Origin of the sequence: Mycolicibacterium flavescens (genome assembly GCF_001722335.1) — a bacterium.
GTDB lineage: Bacteria > Actinomycetota > Actinomycetes > Mycobacteriales > Mycobacteriaceae > Mycobacterium > Mycobacterium flavescens.
The window spans coordinates 118,605-138,349 of record NZ_MIHA01000001.1 but is presented as its reverse complement, the minus strand read 5'-3'; the positions used below and the strand labels follow the sequence as shown (position 1 = coordinate 138,349).

Annotated in this window: 17 protein-coding genes; 10 read left to right on the top strand and 7 right to left on the bottom strand. The window is 70.8% G+C overall.

Annotated elements, in window-relative coordinates; genetic code table 11:
* Window positions 1-42 precede the first annotated feature (42 nt).
* A complete protein-coding gene (locus tag BHQ18_RS00665; protein WP_069411642.1) occupies window positions 43-1,272 on the top strand; it encodes a CoA transferase in 1,230 nt (409 codons plus the stop codon).
* On the top strand, window positions 1,269-2,072 hold the full coding sequence (locus BHQ18_RS00660) for an acyl-CoA thioesterase (RefSeq protein ID WP_069411641.1): 804 nt from the start codon (window positions 1,269-1,271) through the stop codon (window positions 2,070-2,072). Before BHQ18_RS00665 ends, BHQ18_RS00660 begins: the two co-directional genes overlap by 4 nt.
* On the opposite strand, the gene BHQ18_RS00655 is transcribed toward BHQ18_RS00660, so the two are convergent.
* From BHQ18_RS00655 to BHQ18_RS00640, 4 genes are read right to left on the bottom strand one after another with little or no spacing between them, the layout of a single operon-like run.
* Window positions 2,053-4,539, bottom strand: a complete 2,487-nt coding sequence (locus BHQ18_RS00655; protein WP_069411640.1) for an AMP-binding protein — start codon at window positions 4,537-4,539, stop codon at window positions 2,053-2,055. The genes BHQ18_RS00660 and BHQ18_RS00655 overlap by 20 nt on opposite strands.
* Complete coding sequence (locus BHQ18_RS00650) at window positions 4,536-5,582, bottom strand: ABC transporter ATP-binding protein (RefSeq protein ID WP_069411639.1); 1,047 nt, start codon at window positions 5,580-5,582, stop codon at window positions 4,536-4,538. Before BHQ18_RS00650 ends, BHQ18_RS00655 begins: the two co-directional genes overlap by 4 nt.
* Window positions 5,579-7,156, bottom strand: a complete 1,578-nt coding sequence (locus BHQ18_RS00645; RefSeq protein WP_069411638.1) for an ABC transporter permease — start codon at window positions 7,154-7,156, stop codon at window positions 5,579-5,581. Before BHQ18_RS00645 ends, BHQ18_RS00650 begins: the two co-directional genes overlap by 4 nt.
* Window positions 7,157-8,173, bottom strand: coding sequence for an iron ABC transporter substrate-binding protein (locus BHQ18_RS00640; RefSeq protein WP_069411637.1), 1,017 nt, complete (start codon window positions 8,171-8,173; stop codon window positions 7,157-7,159).
* Window positions 8,174-8,396: 223 nt separating this feature from the next.
* Between BHQ18_RS00640 and BHQ18_RS00635 the strand changes: the two genes are divergently transcribed.
* Window positions 8,397-8,759, top strand: a complete 363-nt coding sequence (locus BHQ18_RS00635; RefSeq protein ID WP_069411636.1) for a heme-binding protein — start codon at window positions 8,397-8,399, stop codon at window positions 8,757-8,759.
* A gap of 19 nt (window positions 8,760-8,778) precedes the next feature.
* On the opposite strand, the gene BHQ18_RS00630 is transcribed toward BHQ18_RS00635, so the two are convergent.
* Entirely contained in the window at window positions 8,779-9,597 is an 819-nt protein-coding gene (locus BHQ18_RS00630) for a DUF1206 domain-containing protein (protein WP_069411635.1), read from the bottom strand.
* A gap of 128 nt (window positions 9,598-9,725) precedes the next feature.
* Between BHQ18_RS00630 and BHQ18_RS00625 the strand changes: the two genes are divergently transcribed.
* The 3 genes from BHQ18_RS00625 to dprA are packed head-to-tail and all read left to right on the top strand — an operon-like array spanning window position 9,726 to window position 12,727.
* Window positions 9,726-10,094, top strand: a complete 369-nt coding sequence (locus BHQ18_RS00625; RefSeq protein ID WP_069411634.1) for a YraN family protein — start codon at window positions 9,726-9,728, stop codon at window positions 10,092-10,094.
* Window positions 10,095-11,606 carry a YifB family Mg chelatase-like AAA ATPase gene (locus tag BHQ18_RS00620; RefSeq protein WP_069411633.1) on the top strand — a complete coding sequence of 504 codons (1,512 nt, stop codon included), beginning with the start codon at window positions 10,095-10,097 and terminating at the stop codon, window positions 11,604-11,606.
* Window positions 11,603-12,727, top strand: a complete 1,125-nt coding sequence (gene dprA, locus BHQ18_RS00615; RefSeq protein ID WP_069411632.1) for a DNA-processing protein DprA — start codon at window positions 11,603-11,605, stop codon at window positions 12,725-12,727. The genes BHQ18_RS00620 and dprA overlap by 4 nt, the downstream gene beginning before the upstream one ends.
* A gap of 27 nt (window positions 12,728-12,754) precedes the next feature.
* Here dprA and BHQ18_RS00610 read toward each other — a convergent pair whose 3' ends face one another.
* Window positions 12,755-13,651, bottom strand: coding sequence for a LysR substrate-binding domain-containing protein (locus BHQ18_RS00610; RefSeq protein WP_069411631.1), 897 nt, complete (start codon window positions 13,649-13,651; stop codon window positions 12,755-12,757).
* Between the two features lie 77 nt (window positions 13,652-13,728).
* Here BHQ18_RS00610 and BHQ18_RS00605 point away from each other — a divergent pair, with 77 nt between their 5' ends.
* From BHQ18_RS00605 to BHQ18_RS00590, 4 genes are read left to right on the top strand one after another with little or no spacing between them, the layout of a single operon-like run.
* Entirely contained in the window at window positions 13,729-14,937 is a 1,209-nt protein-coding gene (locus BHQ18_RS00605; RefSeq protein WP_069411630.1) for an acetyl-CoA C-acetyltransferase, read from the top strand.
* On the top strand, window positions 14,934-15,707 hold the full coding sequence (gene pcaD, locus BHQ18_RS00600) for a 3-oxoadipate enol-lactonase (protein WP_069411629.1): 774 nt from the start codon (window positions 14,934-14,936) through the stop codon (window positions 15,705-15,707). The genes BHQ18_RS00605 and pcaD overlap by 4 nt, the downstream gene beginning before the upstream one ends.
* Complete coding sequence (locus BHQ18_RS00595; protein WP_069411628.1) at window positions 15,704-16,483, top strand: CoA transferase subunit A; 780 nt, start codon at window positions 15,704-15,706, stop codon at window positions 16,481-16,483. Before pcaD ends, BHQ18_RS00595 begins: the two co-directional genes overlap by 4 nt.
* Window positions 16,480-17,163, top strand: coding sequence for a CoA transferase subunit B (locus BHQ18_RS00590; protein WP_069411627.1), 684 nt, complete (start codon window positions 16,480-16,482; stop codon window positions 17,161-17,163). The genes BHQ18_RS00595 and BHQ18_RS00590 overlap by 4 nt, the downstream gene beginning before the upstream one ends.
* Here the strand turns inward: BHQ18_RS00590 and BHQ18_RS00585 are convergent.
* The gene (locus BHQ18_RS00585) at window positions 17,109-19,745 is read right to left on the bottom strand and encodes a helix-turn-helix transcriptional regulator (RefSeq protein ID WP_069411626.1); all 2,637 of its coding nucleotides are present in this window, start codon (window positions 19,743-19,745) and stop codon (window positions 17,109-17,111) included. The genes BHQ18_RS00590 and BHQ18_RS00585 overlap by 55 nt on opposite strands.

The following is a 19,745-nucleotide window of genomic DNA, read 5'->3' as shown; positions in this document are numbered from 1 at the left end:
CGGCCGTTCGGCCCGCGAACCTGGCTGCTTAGACTGTGCGCGATGACCCCGACGACCGAGACACCCAGCCCGGCCCGCCCACTGGCCGGTGTGCGCATCGTGGAAATCTCCAGCTTCGTCGCCGTACCGCTGGCCGGGATGACGCTGGCGCAGCTGGGCGCGGAGGTGACGCGCGTCGACCCGATCGGCGGTGCCGCCGACTACCGCCGCTGGCCGGTCACCGACGGCGGCGAAAGCATCTACTGGGCGGGCCTGAACAAGGGGAAGCGGTCGGTGGCCGCGGACATGCGGTCGGAGCAGGGACAGGCGCTCGTCCAGCGGCTGATCGCCGGCAGCGGTGTGCTGATCACCAATGTCGCGGGACGGCAATGGCATTCGTACGACACGCTGCGCGAGATGCGGCCCGACCTGATCCACGTCGAGGTATCAGGACGCGCCGACGGCGGCACCGGCGTGGACTACACCGTGAACGCCGGGGTCGGCTTCCCGATGGTGACCGGACCGGCTGAACTCGCGGCACCGGTGAACCACGTGCTGCCGGCCTGGGACGTGTCCTGCGGGATCTACACCGCGCTGGCGGTGGTGACCGCGCTGCGGCACCGCGATACGACCGGTGAAGGCCAACGGATCGCCATCCCCCTGGAGAACGTCGCGCTGGCCACCGCCGGCAATCTCGGGTTCTTCACCGAGGTGATGGTCAACGGCACCGCCCGCGAACGCATCGGCAACTCGGTGTACGGCCAGTACGGTCAGGACTTCGTCAGCAGCGACGGGGCCGCGTTCATGGTGGTCGCGCTGACGGGCCGGCACTTCGGTGACCTGGCCGAGCTGACCGGTACGACGAAAGCCGTTGCCGCGCTCGCGGAGTCGCTCAATGCCGATTTCACCGACGAGGGGCAGCGGTACGAGCACCGCGAGGCGCTGTCCGGCTTGTTCGGTGAATGGTTCAGCGCCCACACCGCAGACGAGATCACGGCGGCGCTGTCGTCGTCGTCGGTGCTGTGGGAGCGCTATCGCTCATTCGCCGAGGCTGCCGTCGCGCCGAAGGTGACCGACAACCCGTTGTTCAGCACGTTGGAGCAACCGCGGATCGGTACGTATCTCGCTCCCGGACTGCCGATCTCGATCGCCGGGCAGTACCCGCCGGCCGTCGCCGCGCCGGCGCTCGGTGATGACACCGCGGGTGTGTTGGGCGACTGGCTCGGATTGTCCGGTGAACAGGTCGACGCGTTGGTCCGGGCCGGCACCGTGGCGACGGGACTGCCCTTGTGAGCGTGCTGCTCACGCTTCTGGACGTGCGTCCCGGCGCGGCCGCGGATCGGTGGGTCGGTCCGGCCAGCGGCCCGGCGGGAAAACGGGCCTACGGCGGGCAGTTCATGGCCCAGAGCCTGGCCGCAGCATGGCGCAGCGTCGAACCCGACCGGATGCCCACCAACATGCACCTGCAGTTCCTGCGCGGCGGCGAAGCGGGCGACGACGTCGACTACATCGTCACACGGATCTTCGACGGGCGCACGTCGTCGGCGCGGCGCATCGAGTCGCACCAGCAGGACCGGTTACTGACCGCGGCCACCGTGTCGTTCGCGACGCCGGCCCGCGGACCCGAGCACGGACGGCGGGCCGTCGCCGAGCCGAAACCGGAGTCGCTGCCACAGACCGGGCCCGCCGGTCCGGCGCCGTCGATGCCGCTGGCCGAACTCGACATCCGCATCGCCGACGACGAGTCGTCGGGTCAGTTCGTGCGCCGGTTGTGGTGGCGCGCGACGGTACCGCTACCCGAGGACGCCGCGCTGCACACGCTGGTCGCGGTCTACGTCTGCGACGTCTACATGATCGATCCGGCGCTGCAGGTGCACGGGCACTCGATGGCGGGGCGGACCCACCGCAGCGGCACCACCGATTCGTCGATCTGGTTTCACCACCCGGTGCGCGCCGACGAGTGGAATCTGCTGGAGACGACCTCGCCGGCGGCCGCCAGGGGACGAGGCGTCGTGACCGGCGCGCTGATCCGCGCCGACGGCGTCACCGCGGCGACGGTGGCCCAGGAAGGCCTCATCGCGGAGCGGGAGTGAGGGTCCTGCGCCGCTCGGTGCGCCGGACGCGCAGGCGGTGCCGCGCCACGGTCACCAGCTGCGTGAGCAGGATGCCGACGGCCAGCGAGGCCAGCACGCCGATCAACGGGTCACCCGGGAACAGCGCGTACACCTGGTAGTGCACCAGATAGGTGTACAGCGATGCTTCGGCGAGCACACCGGCCGCCGCGGTCAGTGCGGCCGGACAGCGGATCGTGGGCAGCCACATCACCAGCGCCAGGCCGCCGAACACCAGCAGTTCGCGGGTGAGGCTGTCGAAGTAGCCGTGCAGCGCCACCGCGAGTACCGCGGTCAACAGCACCCGCTGCAGTGGTGTGGTGGCCTTCGACGCCGCCCACCCGATCGCGAAGAACCAGAACGCCAACATCGTGAACCACGCGTCGCGGCCCATGTCGAGGCTCAGCGCGTCGTAGCGCAGCGCCAGCCCGACCACCAGGAACACCACCGCGAGCGCGAAAGGACGTTGTCGCTCAACGCGGTCCATCGCCGGTGACCAGAACACCAGCGCCAGCGCGACCAGCGTCCACACCAGCACTTCGACGAACCACAGCCGGCCCGCGGTCATGCTGTCGTGCGGGCCGAGGATCTTGTTGGCCAGCAGCAGGTTCGTCCACGTGTAGTGGTCGGTGAGCAGCAGTGTGAGAGCGACCCACAGCACCGACGGCACCGCGATCCAGCCGATCGTGTTGCGCAGGTGCCGAACCCGGTCGGTGCGGGGGCGGCGGGTCAGACAGAACCGGCCGAAGTTGTAGCCGGCGATACCGAGCAGGATGTGCGCGCCGCCCCACAGCTCGAACAGTTCGGCGTGCGAGCCGACGATCAACACGATGGCCGCGGCCCGCAGCGCCACACTGGTTTCCATGGTTGCGGCCCAGGATCGGCGCGACCGCGCCGGTTTCTCCATCGCCTCGAGGTCGCGCACCGGCCGCTGCGGCCAGTCGGCGGGCAGCCGGCCCAGTACGCGCTCCAGGCGCACCGAGGTCGTGACGTAGGTCAGCGAGTTGCCGCCGAGGTCGACGAAGCTGGCGTCGGGGTCGATACCGGTGGCGCCCAGTTGCAGGACATCGGCGAACAGATCACGCACCGTGGTGGCCGACGATTGCGACGGCGCGCGGGCCAGCGCCCGCACCGCCGGGTAATCCGGCTTGCCGGAGGTCAGCAGCGGCAGTTCGTCGACGGCGACGGCGCACACCGCCGACGCCGGTACCCCCGCGGCCTCGGCCGCGATCTGCTGTACGCCGCCGACCTCTTGGGTTCTGGCGGCGACGACCAGGCGGTCCTCGGCGTCGGCGCAGAATGCGCTGATCCCCGCCGCGCTCAACGCGGTTTCCACCCGCTGCAGGTCGATACGCAGCCCGTACATCTTCACGAATCTGCTGGTGCGTCCGACGATTTCGTAGAGGCCGTCGGGGGCACGTCGCGCCAGGTCGCCGGTGTGCAGGGCATCGACGGTCTTGCCCAGCGCCAGATCGGCCGGCCCGCGGGCGTATCCCAGCATCACGTTCGGGCCGCGGTAGACCAGTTCGCCGACGGTGTCGTCGGTGCCCTCGGGCAGGGGGTCGACGGTGAACGCACCGCCGGGGATGGGTGTTCCGATCGCGGCCGGGCGTGTCAGCGCGAGTTCCGGTGCCAGGTAGGCCATCCGGGCTGTCGCCTCGGTGGCTCCGTACATCACGAACAGCTGCCACCGGGCCGCGTCGGCGTATTCGGCGAACCGGCGCACCCGCTCGGGTGCCATCCGTCCGCCGGCCTGGGTGATGTAGCGCAGGTCGGGGAGGTCGAGTCGATCGAACTCGAGCCGCTCGAGCAGTTCGAAGGTGTAGGGAACACCGGCGAACGAGGTGGCACGGTGGTGGCGGAACGACTCCCAGAACCGTTCGTCGGTCACCGACAGGTCGGTCAGCAGGAGTCCGGCTCCGCTGAGGAGGTGGCTGTTGACGACGGACAGTCCGTAGCAGTACGACATCGGCAGAGTGGTTGCGGCGACATCGTTTTCGGTGATGGTCAGGTAGTCGGAGATGGCGTGAGCGTTGCTGAGCAGGTTGGTGTACGAGAGCCGGACCAGCTTCGGGGAACCGGTGCTGCCCGAGGTCGACAGCAGCATCGCCAGGTCGGGGTGCAACCGGTGGGCCGCGGTGTCGTGGCGGTGGTGCACCTCGCCGTCGCTGACCGCGATGTCGGGGTCGTAGGTCTGCAGCACCGCGGTGTGGTCGCGCCCGGCGGGTACCGGCAGCACGACGTGCCCGCCCGCCAGCGCCCCGAGGTAGTGCACCAGTGTGGCGACGTCGTTGCGGGTCTCCAGCAGCACCAGCCGACGCCCGTCGCCGTAGGTCGATGCCGCGGTCTGCACACGCGCGGCCAGATCGACGTAGGACAGGTGTTGCGAATCGGTATGGACCGCAATGCGTTCGCCGGACCGGTGCAGATGGTCGAGCAGCCGGTTCATGGCAGCACGACCCCGCTGCCCACCACGTCGATGTGCACCTTGGCGTTCACCGCGGGTGGGTCGAGGCTGTGTTGGCGCACGACGATCGGCTCGGTGTCGCCGTCCGGGTCGATGGTGAGCAGGACGTCGTGACCGAGAAACTCGACTGCCAGCACGGTGCCGGTGGCGTCGCGGCGTTCGGCGTCGGAGACCACTGTCGCCACCAGTTGTTCGGGTCGCAGCAGTAGTGTCGCGGCGCCGGATGCCGAAACGCCGTCCACCGGCACCTGTCCCAGCGCGCAGTCGGCGATACCGCCGGTGACCGTGCAGGGCAGCGTGATGCAGTCGCCGAGAAACGCCGCGGTGAAGTGGTCGCTGGGACGGCGGTACACCTGCAGCGGCGGCCCGAGCTGGGTGAAGCGCCCGTCGCGCATGACCGCCACCTGGTCGGCGATCGACAGCGCCTCCTCCTGGTCGTGGGTCACCAGAAGCGAGGTCACCCCCGCCTCTCTGAGCAGGTGTGCCACGGCTTTTCGGGTGGCGGCCCGCAGCCCGGTGTCGAGCGCGCTGAACGGCTCGTCGAGCAGCATGACGGCCGGCTGGCGGGCCAGCGCCCGGGCCAGTGCGACCCGCTGCTGCTGACCCCCGGACAGCTGATGCGGGCGGCGCGTGGCGTAGGAGGGATCCAGCGAGACGGTCTCGAGCAGCTCGTCGACCCGGGCGCGGACCGCCGCCCGCCGGGGTGAGCCCGCCAACCCGTACGCGATGTTCTGGCCGACGGTCAGATGCGGGAACAAAGCGCCGTCCTGGGCGACGTAGCCGACCGCACGCCGGTGCGGTGCCACCGAGTGCTGCCGGCTCGCGACCTGGCGGCCCGCGACGGTCACCGTTCCGGCGTCGGGGGATTCGAAGCCCGCGATCAGCCGCAGCAGCGTGGTCTTACCGCATCCCGATGCCCCGACCACCGCGGTGATGGTGCCCGCGGGCAGGTCGAGATCGATGTGGTCGAGCACGGTGTGCCCGTCGAACGACTTGCCCAGTCCCCGGGTCTGCACGACGCTCACAACGCCGCCGCCTTCGTCGACTGCCGATACAGCAGCAACGTGACCGGAATCGCCAACAGCACCAGCGTCAGCGCATAGGGGGCGGCGGCCGCGTAATCCAGTTCACTGGAGTACGACCAGAACAGCATCGACAGCGTCCGGGTTCCGGTCGGCGCCAACAACAGGGTGGCGGTCAGTTCCGTTGCCACCGCGACGAAGACGAGCGACGCGCCGGCGGCCGCGGCCGGTGCGGTCAGGCGCAGAGTCACCCGTAGGAACGTCGCCGTCGGTGACCGGCCCAGCGAGCGGGAGGCCTCCTCGAGGCCGACCGGTACCTGCGCGAGACCGGCCCTGACGTTGACCAGCGCGCGCGGCATGAACAACAGCACATAGGCGAACACGATCAACGAGACGCTCTGATAGAGGGGACGCGCGAAGTGGATGCTGACGGTCACCAGGGCCAGCGCGGTGACGATGCCGGGCAACGAGCTGGTCACATAGTTGGCGCCCTCGACGGCGCGGGCCAGAAAACCGCTGGACCGTACCGCAACCCACGCGACGGGGAAGGCCAGCACCGTGGTCACCACGGCCGCGGCGGTGGCCAGCCCGATGGTCTGGCCCAGCGCGGTGAACAGTTCGTCGACGATCCACACGTCGGCTCCGCCGCGCCACAGCCACCGCATGATGGTGCCGACCGGGACGCCGATCGACAGCACCGCCAGCGTCGCCAGGCCGGCCAGCGCGGGAATCCGACTCGCCCGCAACCCGACCACAGCGGCCTGCCGCGGTGCGCCCGAACCGATCCGGGCGAACCGGGCGCCGCCGCGCGCGGCCGCCTCACCGATCAGCAGGGCCAGGCACAGCAGGACGAGAACACCGGCCAGCATGCTGCCCGCGGCGCCGTCGAAGGTGGCCTGAAACTGCTGGAAGATCGCGACCGTGAAGGTGTCGAAGCGCAGCATCGCGAACGCACCGAACTCGGCGAGCAGATGCACTCCGACGAGCAGAGCGCCACCCAGGATGGCCAACCGCAGTTGCGGCAGCACCACGCGGAAGAACACCGCGGCCGGACCGGATCCCAGCGTCCTCGCCGACTCTTCGACGGCCGGGTCGAGACGGCGCATGGTGGCCGCGACGGGCAGGTACATGAACGGGAAGTAGGACAGCGTGGTGACCAGGACGCCGCCCGCCAGCCCGTGCAGCGACGGGATGACCCCGAGCCAGGCGTAACTGTTGACGAATGCCGGAACCGCAAGCGGGGCAACGAACAGCGGGCGCCACAGCGCGCGGCCGGGCAGGTCGGTGCGTTCCACCAGCCAGGCCACACCGACCCCGATGACCACGCAGAGCGGCACCGTGATGGCCACGAGCGCCAGGGTGTTGATGAGCAGTTCACCGACCCGCGGGCGGACGATCAGCTCATAGGCCCGCGTCCAGCCGACCGAAAATGCCGCCCAGACCACGTAACCCAGCGGGATACAGGTCGCCGCGACCAGGATCGCCACCGTCACCGAGACCAGCGGTCCCGGGCGGGGCGTCCCCTGCGACCGCGGTGCAGGCGCCGCGGGAGGTGAGACAGGGGGAGCGGCGACCACCTACAGCAAGCCAGCCTTCGTCATCAGATCGGTCACCTGCTGGGCGTTGAGGTCCGACGGGTCGACCTCCGGGGCCTGCAACGAATCCAACGGTGGCAGAGCCGGATTCGCCGGGACCCCGCTGGCGACCGGGTACTCGAACGACGTGCCCTTCTCGAGCACCTCCTGGCCGGCCCGGCTGGTGATGAAGGTCAGGAACTGCTGCGCTTGGTCCAACTTGTCGCTGGAGGCCAGCACGCCGCCGCCGGACAGGCTCACGAACGCGCCGGGATCTTCGTTCTTGAAGTAGTGCAGCGCCGTATTACCGCTGATCTCTTTGGTTTTCGCCTGATCGCGGTACCAGTAGTAGTGGTAGATCACGCCGCCGTCGACCTCGCCGGCGTTGACCGCCTTGAGCGTGGCGATGTTGTCGCTGTAGAGCTTGGCGTTGGCCTTCATGCCGGCCAGCCACTGCGCGGTCGCGGGTTCACCCTCGAGCTGCAGCAGCGCCGACACAATGGCCTGGAAGTCGGCCTTCGGCGGCGGCGCGCCCCAGCGTCCCTTCCACTGCGGCTGCTGCAGATCCAGCAGCGACTTCGGCAGCTGGTCGGGCTGCAAGCGCGACGTGTTGTAGACGAAAACCGTGCTGCGCGCAGCCACTCCGGTCCACTTGCCGGTGGACGGGCGGTACTGCGCGGGAACCTGCTCGAGGGTTGCGGCGTCGAGGTCGGCGAACAACCCGGCGCGCTCGACGGCGGCCATCGCCGGTGAATTCTCGGTGAGGAACACATCGGCGGGCGAGCCTGCGCCCTCGGCGACGAGCTGGTTGCCGAACTCGGTGTCTCCGCCCTGCCGGTAGGTCACCTTGATCCCGGTCTCCTCGGTGAAGGCCTCGATCCACTCTTTGGTCAGCGACTCGTGCTGGGCGTTGTAGATCAGAAGTTCGTCGTCGTCATCCGAACTCGAGCAGGCGGTGGACCCGCCCAGCACGGCAACAGCCGACACCACTGCGGCGATTCGCTTCCACCGTGCGCGCATACCGGACCTCTCCCTTGTTTTTGCTGGTCAATCCACGTTCTTTAGCTGAGGATAACCTAATGAACATACCTCTTCGCGACGCTCGACCGCCCCGCTGTACGCAATCCCGACGGCGTCAACCCCCGGTGACCATTTCTGCACAACGCCGCGGGCGCCCGCACGCAGCGGTACGTTCCCCAGCATCCGGGGGCGGCCGGCCCGCGGCGACACCGAGGATGGGCGGATGAGGGCAATGATGCGGTCGGCAGTGCTGGGCGTGGTTCTGGTGGGTTCGGTGACGGCGGCCCCGGTCGCTTCTGCGGCGCCGTGCACGGCCAGCGGGCTGGCCTCCACCGCCAGCGGCGTGCTCGGTGAGGCCAGTGGGTATCTCGAGGCCCACCCCGGTGCCAACGACGTGCTGACCGCCGCCGCCACCCAACCCCCGGAGCAGGCGCGTGACGCGGTGCGGGCCTACTTCACCGCGCATCCCGGGGAATACCTCGACCTGCGGCGGATCGCCGGTCCGCTCACCGACATGCGCAACCAGTGCGGGATCTCGGTCAGCCCGGTGCAACTGGCGACCCTGCTCGAGACGATGGGTTCTTAGCCGGGCTCTCAGCTCGCGGTCACATCCGGCCGTGGCGGGCGCGCACGAAGCTGTACGCGCCGAACGCGGCCACCCCGACCGCGGCCAGGATCAGCAGGAATTTGCCGAACGGTGCCTGCCCGAGTGTCTTGACCGCCGCGTCGAAGCCGCTCGCCTTGGCGGGGTCGGCCTGCAGGGTCGCCACGATGACGAGCAGGCCGGCGCCGGCCAGGACCAGGCCTTTGGCGGCGTAGCCGGCCACCCCGACCGCGGTGACCGCCGTGCCGCCCGAGACGCGCAGATCCTTGTAGAACTTCTTGGTCACGCCCTTGTAGACGTGGTAGCCGCCGACGGCGATCAGGCCGAGACCGACTGCGATCAGCACCGCCTTACCCCACCCCGACTGCATCATCTGCGCGCTGAGGCTCGAGTTCTGCTGACTGCTCTGTTGCCCGCTGCCGGTGGCGAAGCGCACCGCGGAGAACGCGATGGCGAAGTTGACGATCGCCAACCCGACGGCCTTGGCACGCTTCCACGCGGGGGTGTCGTCACCGTGGCGACCGCCGCCCTCGCCGGGCTTGGCGCCGATCACCGCCTCGGCGATCCGCCACAGCCCGAGTGCGAACAACCCGATGGCGACCACCCACAGCAGCACCGTGCCGCCGGTCTGCTGGGCGAGCGTGGCCAGTGCTCCGGACTGGTCGGCGTTGCCGCCGGCGCCGAAGGCGATCCGCAGGATGAGGTATCCGACCAGCAGGTGCAGCACCCCGCTGACCGCGAAACCCGCTCGCGCGGTGTATTCGAACGCATCGCTGTTGGTCGCCCGCTGGGCTACCCCGGGTACCGACGTGTTGGACATGCCGGCGTGTACCCGTTTTTTGACGACGCCGAAACCGGGGGGCGGGGGGTCTGTGGATGAATTCGCACTTGGGGATGGCGGTGAGGTGAAGCCGGTGAGGTGTCGGTGCTCTGCCGCACGGTCGGGACATGACTTCGATGACCCGTTCTGAAATCGGCGCGCTGGGCGAGCAGCTCGCGGTCGAGCACCTGCAGGCGCTGGGGTTGCGGGTGCTCGAGCGCAACTGGCGGTGCCGGTACGGCGAACTGGATGTGATCGCCGCCGACGACACCACTGGCACGGTGGTCTTCGTCGAGGTGAAGACCCGTACCACCGACCGGTTCGGCGGTGTCGAGTACGCGGTGACGCCGCAGAAGGTGCGCCGGTTGCGTCGGCTGACCGGGCTGTGGCTGTCCGGCCAGCACAGCAGCTGGGCGCGGGTGCGCATCGACGTCGTCGGCGTGCGCATCGGCCGCAGCCCGAGACCGGAGATCACCCATGTGCAGGGGGTGGGGTAGATGCCGGTGGGGCGGGCGTTCTCGGTCGCGGTGCGCGCACTCGACGGCCACATCGTCGAGATCGAGGCCGACATCTCGGGCGGGCTGCCGAGCGTGAGTCTGGTCGGGCTTCCCGACACGGCGCTGCAGGAATCCCGCGACCGGGTTCGCGCCGCGATCACCAACAGCCGGCAGGACTGGCCGGATACGAAACTGACCCTCGCGTTGTCGCCGGCGACGCTGCCCAAGATGGGTTCGGTGTACGACCTGGCACTGGCACTGGCCGTGCTCGCGGCGCAGACGAAGGACGATTGGCCGCGCCTTGCAAAGACAGTGCTGCTGGGCGAACTGGCGCTCGACGGGCGGGTCCGTCCGGTCAAGGGGATCCTGCCGGCCGTCGCGGCCGCCAAACGCGAGGGTTGGCCCGCGGCTGTCGTTCCCTTCGAGAACCTTCCCGAAGCGAGTCTTATCGACGGCATCGATGTGTGGGGTGTGCGCGATCTGCGCCATCTGCACGCGTGGATCAGAGGTGAGGGATCGCTCGAACCACGGGTCGACTCGGTTCCGTCCGTGCAGCGCGAAACCGCCGATCTCGCCGATGTGGTCGGCCAGAGTCACGCCCGGTTCGCCGTCGAAGTCGCCGCCGCCGGCGGGCACCACCTCATGTTGACCGGCCCTCCTGGAGTCGGGAAAACAATGCTTGCGCAACGTCTTCCGGGCCTGTTGCCGCCTCTGGCGGAGAGCGAGGCGCTGGAGGTCACGGCGATCCACTCGGTGGCGGGGCTGTTGTCGAGCAGCACACCGCTGATCACCCGGCCCCCGTTCGTGGCGCCCCATCACACTTCGAGCGTGGCCGCGATGGTGGGCGGCGGTTCGGGGATGGCGCGGCCGGGCGCGGTCAGCAGGGCCCACCGCGGAGTGCTGTTCCTCGACGAGTGCGCCGAGATCGCCACGCCGGTGCTCGAGGCGCTGCGGACACCGTTGGAAGACGGCCAGATTCGCATCGCCCGCCGAGACGGTGTGGCGTGCTATCCGGCGCGGTTCCAGCTGGTGTTGGCGGCGAATCCGTGTCCGTGCGCCCGCCCTGATCCGCGTGACTGTGTCTGCGGTGCGCTGGAGAAGCGGCGCTACCTCGGCAAGCTGTCCGGCCCGTTGCTCGACCGGGTCGATCTGGACATCCAGATGCATTCTCTGCGGGCGGGTGTCACCACCGCCGAGGACGGCGAATCCACCGCCGTCGTCAGGGCCCGGGTGGCCGCCGCGCGCGACGCCGCCGCCGAGCGGTGGCGGCCGTACGGTATTCGCACCAATGTCGAGGTCAGTGGCTCGCTTCTGCGCCGCAAATTCCGGTTGCCGCCGGAAACCATGAAACCGCTGGACGTGGCTGCTGCCCGCGGAACGCTCAGCCTCCGGGGGATGGATCGCACGCTGCGGGTCGCGTGGACGCTGGCGGATCTGGCCGGGCGCACGTCGCCGGTGCTGGAGGACATCACCACCGCGCTGAGTTTCCGGCAGGGAGGAAGGGCGAGATGACCGACGATGTGGCCTTGGCGTGGGCCTACCTGTCGCGGGTGGTCGAACCGCCATGTCCGGCGTTGGCCGGGTTGGTATCGCGGGTGGGGGCCGTCGAGGCCGCCGAGCGGGTACGCCGCGGGGAGGCGGGGGAGCAGGTCAACAGCATCGCCGAAGCGCGCCGCGAGATCGACTCCACAGCAGCGGATCTCGAGATACTGCAGCGGTTGGGTGGGCGGCTGCTCACCGCCGACGATGACGAGTGGCCGCTACTGGCGTTCACCGGGTTCGGCGGTGTGCCCGACCGGATGCGGTCGCAGGCGCATGCGCCGATGGTGTTGTGGGCGATCGGTCCTGCCCTTCTCGACGAGGTCGCCTACCGGGCGGCGGCGTTGGTCGGTACCCGGGCTTCGACGGCGTACGGGGAGTTCGCCGCCGCCGACCTCGCCTCCGGTCTGGTGGAACGCGAGGTCGCGGTGGTCTCCGGCGGTGCGTACGGCATCGACGGGGCGGCGCACCGCGCGGCCCTGGCCGCCGAGGGGACGACGGTCGCGGTGCTCGCCGGCGGGATCGACGTGCCGTATCCGGCCGGGCACACCGCGCTGTTGCGGCGTATCGCCGAACACGGCCTGGTGCTCAGCGAGTATCCGCCGGGGACTCGGCCCGCGCGCCACCGCTTCCTGACCCGCAACCGGTTGGTGGCCGCGTTGGCCGGGGCGACGGTGGTCGTCGAGGCCGGGGCCCGCAGCGGTGCGGCCAACACCGCGGCGTGGGCGCGTGGCTTGGGACGCCCGGTGTGCGCGGTGCCCGGGCCGGTCACGTCCGCGGCGTCGGTCGGCTGCCATGTGTTGCTGCGCGAGGGTGCCCGGATTGTGACGCGTGCCGATGAGGTCGTCGAATATGTCGGCCGTATCGGCGAATTGGCGCTCGACGAGCAGCGGCCGACCTCACCGCTGGACGAGCTCAGCGACACCGAGAAGCGCGTGTACGACGCGCTGCCGCGGCGTGGTGGGCGCACCGCCGACGAGGTCGCGGTCGCATCCGGTTTGCCGGCCCGCCAGGTTCTGGGTCCGTTGGCGAACCTCGAACTGCAGGGGCTGGTGGTGTCGCGCGACGGACGGTGGAAGCTGTCGTGCGGGTAGGGCGGGTCGGGCGGGTAGGGCGGGTGGTCAGGTGGTGGCGGTGGTTGCTGCGGCGCGCACGACCCGGATCGCGTTGGCGATCAACGGTGAGACGTTGGCGCTCCGGTAGCCGACGAGCAGTTCGACCGAGGCCTGCTGCGCGCGAAGCGGTCGGTACACCACACCGCCGATCCCGAGGGCGGCGGTCGGTTCGGGGACCACCGCGACGCCGAGTCCGGCCGCCACCAGCGTCACCAGCGTCGAGGTCTCCTCGACCTCGTGGCGGACCCGGGGAGTGAAACCGGCCCGTACGCACAGGGTGGTCACCAACGAACTCATCCGCGACCGGCCGCCGCCGGCGTGGCCGATGAGGTCCGCGTCGCGCAGGTCGTCGATGTCGAGTTCGTCGTGGTCGGCCAACGGGTGGTCGGCCGGCAGCGCGATCAGCAGGCGGTCGCGCCGGATCGGCTCGGCGGAGATGTCGGGATCGTCGACCGGTGGCCGCAGCAGCGCGAGGTCGATCTCTCCGGTCCGCAGCGCGGCGAGCTGGGCGGGGGCGAGCATCTCACCGCGGACACTGACGTCGACCTCCGGCAGCGCCTCGCCCAGCGCGCGGACCAGTCGCGGCAGCAGCGAGTAGGTCGCCGAGCCGACGCATCCGATCGCCAGATGACCCTCCACGCCGTCTCCGATCCGGCGGGCCTGGTCCGCGGCGCTGTCGACGGCGTCGAGGATGCGCACCACCCGGGCCAGGTACGCCTCGCCGGCGGGGGTCAATTCCACGCTGCGGGTGGTGCGCACGAACAGGTCGGTGCCGATCTCGCGCTCGAGCTGACGGATCTGCTGGGACAGCGGCGGCTGAGCCATGTGGAGCCGGTCGGCCGCGCGGCCGAAGTGCAGCTCCTCGGCCACCGCCTGGAAATACCGCAGATGACGCAGCTCCACGATTGAGAGGCTACAGATCTCAATTCACGTCAAATAGGTATTTCAGAATATCGAGCCCGGTCCATAGGCTCGAACCCATGAACGTCGTGATCTGCAACCCCGTGCGCACCCCGGTCGGACGAATGGGCGGGGCGCTCGCCTCGCTGACCGCCGCCGACCTGGCCACCCGCACGCTGCAGGCGCTCGTCGACCGCACCGGTCTCGGTGAGCACGACGTCGACGACGTCGTGCTCGGCAACGGCTACCCCAACGGGGAGGCGCCCGCGATCGGGCGGATCGCCGCCCTCGACGCCGGCCTGGGCACCGCAGTGCCGGGCCTGCAGCTCGACCGCCGCTGCGGTTCGGGCCTGCAGGCCGTGCTCTACGCGGCCGGTCAGGTCGCCACCGGTGCCGCGCGCGTTGTCGTCGCCGGCGGGGTGGAGTCGATGTCCAACGTCGAGCACTACGCCCTGGGCCTGCGCACCGGCGTCCGCCAGGGCGGGATCGCCCTGCGCGACCGGCTCGACCGGGCCCGCGAGACCGCCGGTGGCACAAGCCATCCCGTCGCCGGCGGCATGATCGAGACCGCGGAGAACCTGCGCCGCGACTACGGCATCACCCGCGACGAGCAAGACGAACTGGCGCTGCGGTCCCATCGGCGCGCCGTCGCCGCCCACGACAGCGGCCGGTTCATCGACGAACTTGTCCCCGTCACGGTCACCGGCTCCCGCGGCCGCACCACCGTGGTCGACCGCGACGAGCACCCGCGCGCCGACCTGACCGCCGAACACCTGGCCGCGCTGCGCCCGATCCGGCGCCGCGTCGACCCCGCCGCGACCGTCACCGCAGGCAACGCGTCCGGCCAGAACGACGGCGCCGCGATGTGCGTGGTGACCACCCGCGAAGACGCCGAACGGCTCGACCTGACCCCGCTGCTGAGCCTGTGCTCGTGGAACGTCAGCGGCTGCGCACCCGAGACGATGGGCATCGGGCCCGTGGCCGCCACCGAGGCCGCGCTGGACCGGGCCGGGCTCTCACTCGACGACCTCGACCTGATCGAACTCAACGAGGCGTTCGCCGCCCAGACCCTGGCCGTGCTGGCCGAGTGGAAGATCGACCCCACCGACGAGCGGGTCAACCCGAACGGCTCGGGCATCTCGCTCGGCCACCCAATCGGCGCGACCGGCGCGCGCATCCTGGCCACCGCCGCCTACGAGGCGCGCCGCCGCGCCGCCCGCTACGTGCTCGAAACCATGTGCATCGGCGGGGGACAGGGCCTGGCCGCGGTGTTCGAGGTGATCCGATGAGCGCGGTGGACGTGCACGCCGTCGTCACCGGACGCGACGACGGCCCGACGGTCGTGCTGTCGAACTCGCTGGGCTCCACGCATCGGATGTGGGAACCGCAACTCGACGCGCTGCACCAGCGCTACCGCGTCGTGCGCTACGACACCCGCGGCCACGGCGCCTCCCCGGTGCCCCACGGACCGTACTCGATCGACGACCTGACCGACGACCTCGTCGCGCTGCTCGACCGGCTCGGCATCGAACGCGCCCACGTGGTCGGGCTGTCGCTCGGCGGCATGACCGCCATGCGGCTGGCCGCCCGCCACCCCGAACGCGTCGACCGGATGGTGCTGCTGTGCACCGGCGCTGCGCTGCCGCCCGCCGACGCCTGGACGCAGCGCGCGGCCACCGTCCGCGCCGAAGGATCCGCCTCGGTGGCCGCCGCCGTCGTCGTCGACCGGTGGTTCACCCCGGCCCACCTCGACGCGCGACCCGAGGTGCGGGCCGCCCACGAGCGCATGGTCGCCGACACCCCCGCCGAGGGCTACGCCGCCTGCTGCGAAGCCATCGCCGAACTCGATCTGCACCAATCACTTCCGCAGATCACCGCCCCGACACTGTGCATCGCCGGCGCCGACGACCCGGCCACCCCGCCGGCCAAGCTCGAGGAGATCGCCGCCGGCGTCGCGGACTCGACGCTGCTGGTCGTCGACGACGCCGCGCACCTGGCGAACGTCCAACAACCCGGCGTCATCACGCCCGCCATCCTGAATCACCTGGAGCACCAATGACACTCGACAAAACGGTCGGCTCAGCGGCCGAGGCCGTCGCCGACATCGGCACCGGATCCAGCCTCGCGGTCGGCGGGTTCGGCCTGGCCGGCATCCCGTGGTTCCTCATCGAGGCGCTGCTGGAACAGGGCGCCGACGACCTGACCATCGTCAGCAACAACTGCGGCGTCGACGGCGGCGGGCTGGGCCTGCTGCTCGAGGCGCACCGGATCCGCCGGGTGATCGCCTCCTACGTCGGCGAGAACAAGGAGTTCGCCCGCCAGTACCTGGCCGGTGAGCTGACCGTCGAACTGACCCCGCAGGGCACGCTGGCCGAACGTCTGCGCGCCGGCGGAAGCGGGATCGGCGCGTTCTTCACCCCGACCGGAGTCGGCACGCTGGTCGCCGAGGGCGGGCTGCCGTGGCGCTACCACCCCGACGGCAGCGTGGCGGTGGCCTCACCACCCAAGGAGGTCCGCACCTTCCACGGGCGCGAGATGCTGCTCGAGGAGTCGATCGTCACCGACTACGCGCTGGTGCGCGCAGCGGTCGCCGACCGGGCCGGCAACTGCGTCTTCCACGCCGCCGCACGCAATTTCAACCCGCCCGCAGCGATGGCCGGCCGCATCACGGTGGTGGAGGCCGAACGCGTCGTCGACGTCGGCGAACTCGACCCCGACGAGATCCACCTGCCCGGCATCTTCGTGCAGCGCGTCGTCGAGCTCACCCCGCAGCAGGCCGCCCGCAAGGGCATCGAGAAGCGCACCACCCGACCCCGCGAGGAGGCACTGTCATGAGCTGGACCCGCACCGAGATGGCCGCCAGGGCCGCGCGCGAACTGCGCGACGGCGACTACGTCAACCTCGGCATCGGCCTGCCGACGCTGATCCCGGACTACCTGCCCGCCGACTCCACCGTCACGCTGCACGCCGAGAACGGCATCCTCGGCGTCGGCCCGTTCCCGTACGAGGACGAGGTGGACCCCGACCTGGTCAACGCCGGCAAGCAGACCGTCTCGGTGCTCCCGGGCGCGTCGTTCTTCGACTCGGCCACCAGCTTCGCGATGATCCGCGGCGGCCACGTGGACCTCGCGATCCTGGGCGGTATGCAGGTCGCGGCCAACGGCGATCTGGCGAACTGGATGGTGCCGGGCTCGATGGTCAAGGGGATGGGCGGCGCGATGGACCTGGTCAGCGGCGCCGACAAGGTGATCGTGCTGATGGACCACGTCACCAAATCCGGTGCCGCGAAGTTGGTGTCGGCGTGTGACCTGCCGCTGACGGGCAAGGCGGTGGTCAGCCGCGTGATCACCGACCTCGGCGTATTCGACGTCACCGGAACCGGTTTCGACGTCGTGGAGCTGGCACCCGGTGTCAGCTTCGACGAGGTCGCCGAGCGGACCGCCGCCCCGCTGCGCGACGGTCAGCGGCGCAACGCCGCCAATTCGGAGCGGGAGCGGACCCCGAGCTTCGCGTAGATCCGGGTCAGGTGGTACTGCACCGTCTTCGGCGACACGTACAGTTCGGCGGCCACCTCCCGGTTCGACAAGCCCTTGGCGACCAGGGTGGTCACCGCCTCTTCCTGGGGCGTGAGGTCGACGGCGTCGCGGTTCTCCCGGGACTGGTTGAAACCGCCCGCCTTGAGTTCGCGGTCACAGCGCGCGACATAGGTCTGCGCGCCCAGCGCGGCGTACAGTTCGCGTGCCGCCCCGATCGCGGCGTCGGCCTCACGACGCTTGCCCGCCCGGCGCAGCGTCTGCCCGTAGGTGAAGTTGACCCGCGCGGTGTCGTAGCGCAACGGCAGACCGTCCAGCAGCGCCAGCGAGTGCTCGAACGCCCGGCACGCCGAGGCGATGTCGCCGGTCGCGCCGAGCAACCGGCCCCGCACCGCGCCCAGCCGGGCCTGTGCGCTGCGGTGTCCGCGGGTCTTGGCGCGCTGCTCGTGAGGGCGCAGCAGCGTGTCGGCCGCGGCCGGGTCGCCGTCGAGGACCAGCGCGTTGCCCAGGGTGTCCACCCACGGCCAGTACCCGGGCTCCTGCAGCGAGGTGCCCGCCGAAATGCGCTGCAGCGGTTCGAGGATCCGCCGTACCGCGGCGTAGTCGGCACGCGCCTCGGCGATCTGCGCGCGCAGCAGCAGCGTCGGCACCCGCATCATCGCGTACTCGCTGGGCCCGTCGGAGGCGGCGCGGGCCGCCGCGTCGGCGGCGTCCCAGTCGCCGCGCAGCGCGCTGATCTGCCCGGCGGTCCACTCCAGAAGCGGTGTGATCAACACGATCCCACTCGAGGCCGCCAGCGCGCGGCCTTCCTCGACGCTGCGCAGCGCGCTGTCCCATTCGCCCATCGCGAACTGGGTGCGCGCCAGCCAGGCGTACGACCACAGCGTTATGCGGATCGAGCCACCGAGAGCGGCGGCGGCGCAGGCGCTTTCCAGGCTGGCGCGGGCGGCGTCGACGTCGTCGCGCATCAGCTGCACCCAGCCCCGGCCCATCACCACGCGTTGGGCCTGGGCGCCGTGGCGCACGCGGGTGTGCAGGTCGTCGTAGGCGGCCGACGCGCGTTTGGGGTGACCGGCGGCCAACAGGCCCAGCCCGCGGATGGCCGCGGCCTCGATCCCGGCGGGTGAGTCGGGGTCGGCGAGGTCGAGCGCCCGGTCGGCCCAGTTCACCAGTTCGTCGCCCTGGCAGTGCACGAGCGCGTGCAGCACGTGGCGCTGCGCGATGAACGCCGCGGTGCCGCGGTCACGTTCGACGTTGACGATGTCCCAGGCCCGGTGCAGCCGCAGTTCGGCCTCGGTGGCACGTCCGCGCAGGATCGCCAGATACGCCAATGTGGCGTTGCGCAGCGGAGTTTCGCGCAGATTCTCCACCGCGGGAACCAGCGAGGCCGCGCCGACGCAGTCGCCGGCGGCCACCAGCGCGTCCACCGAGCGGGTCAGCCGTTCGTCGCGCAGCAGCGGGTCGTCGGTCAGCCGGCTGGCATCGCGGAACAGCACCGCGGCCTGTTGCCACGCGCCGTCCGCGCTGCGGGAGCGCGCCAGTGCGTCCACTTCGTCGGCCAGGCCCTGGTCCCGCACGGCGGTGGCGGCGACCCGGTGCCGCAGGCGGGCCACCGGGTGCTCGGCGATCTCGGCGGCGCGCCGGTGTGCGGCCGCGGTGGCCTGCGGGCCGTGCGCATCGATGACCGCCGCCGCCGTTATCGGATCGCGCACCGCGGGTTCGAACGGGTCGCCGGTCAGCAGCCCGGCCCGGCTGGCGGCTTCGACTGCGGCCAGCGGTTCGTCGATCCCGGCCAGCCGCGCGGCGTCGGTCAGTGTGGCGTGCTCACCGAGGATGGTCAGCGCGACGGTGAGGGCGCTGCCGTCCGGGCCGGCCTCGGCCAACTTCGCGGCGACCTCCTCCCGGACCCTGCGCGGGGCGGGCAGGCGGGCGTCGAACTGCGTCCACATCGTCGGCGGCACCTCGTCGAGCAGCGCGCGGATGTGGCGCGGGTTACCGCCGGTGTGCGTTGCCAGCCGGTCCACCATCGAGGGGTGCAGGATGCGGCCGCGCGCCGCTGCCATCGCCGCCACCTCGGCCCGGTCCAACCCGGTCACCGCGAACTCCCCGGCGATGATGTCGCTGACGGTGTCCGGGTACGTGTCGAACACCGTCACCACCAGGACCGGTAGCGCCCGGTGGTGGTGCAGCAGCGTCGAAAGGGCTTGCCAGGAAACCTGATCGGTGTGTGCGGCGTCGTCGACGACCAGCAGCGTCGGGTCCGTGACGCCGGCGGCGATCTCCTGGGCCGCGGCGACCGGGTCCGTCGGTGCGGGCCGCTGTAGCAGCTGGGCGACGACGGCGCCGTCGCGGGCCGATTCCCACGGCAGCGCGGCCGCCCAGCGGGACTCGGGAACCCGGTCGCACAGCTGACGCAGCAGCGCGGTCTTGCCGACGCCGGGCTCGCCGGTGACAGCGAGGATCTGCAGCCCGCCGGTGGCCGTCGCTTCCACGCGGCCGGCCAGTTCGTCCAGGTCGACGACCCGACCGACGAAAGAGGTTGGCGCGACGGGCACGTCCACCAT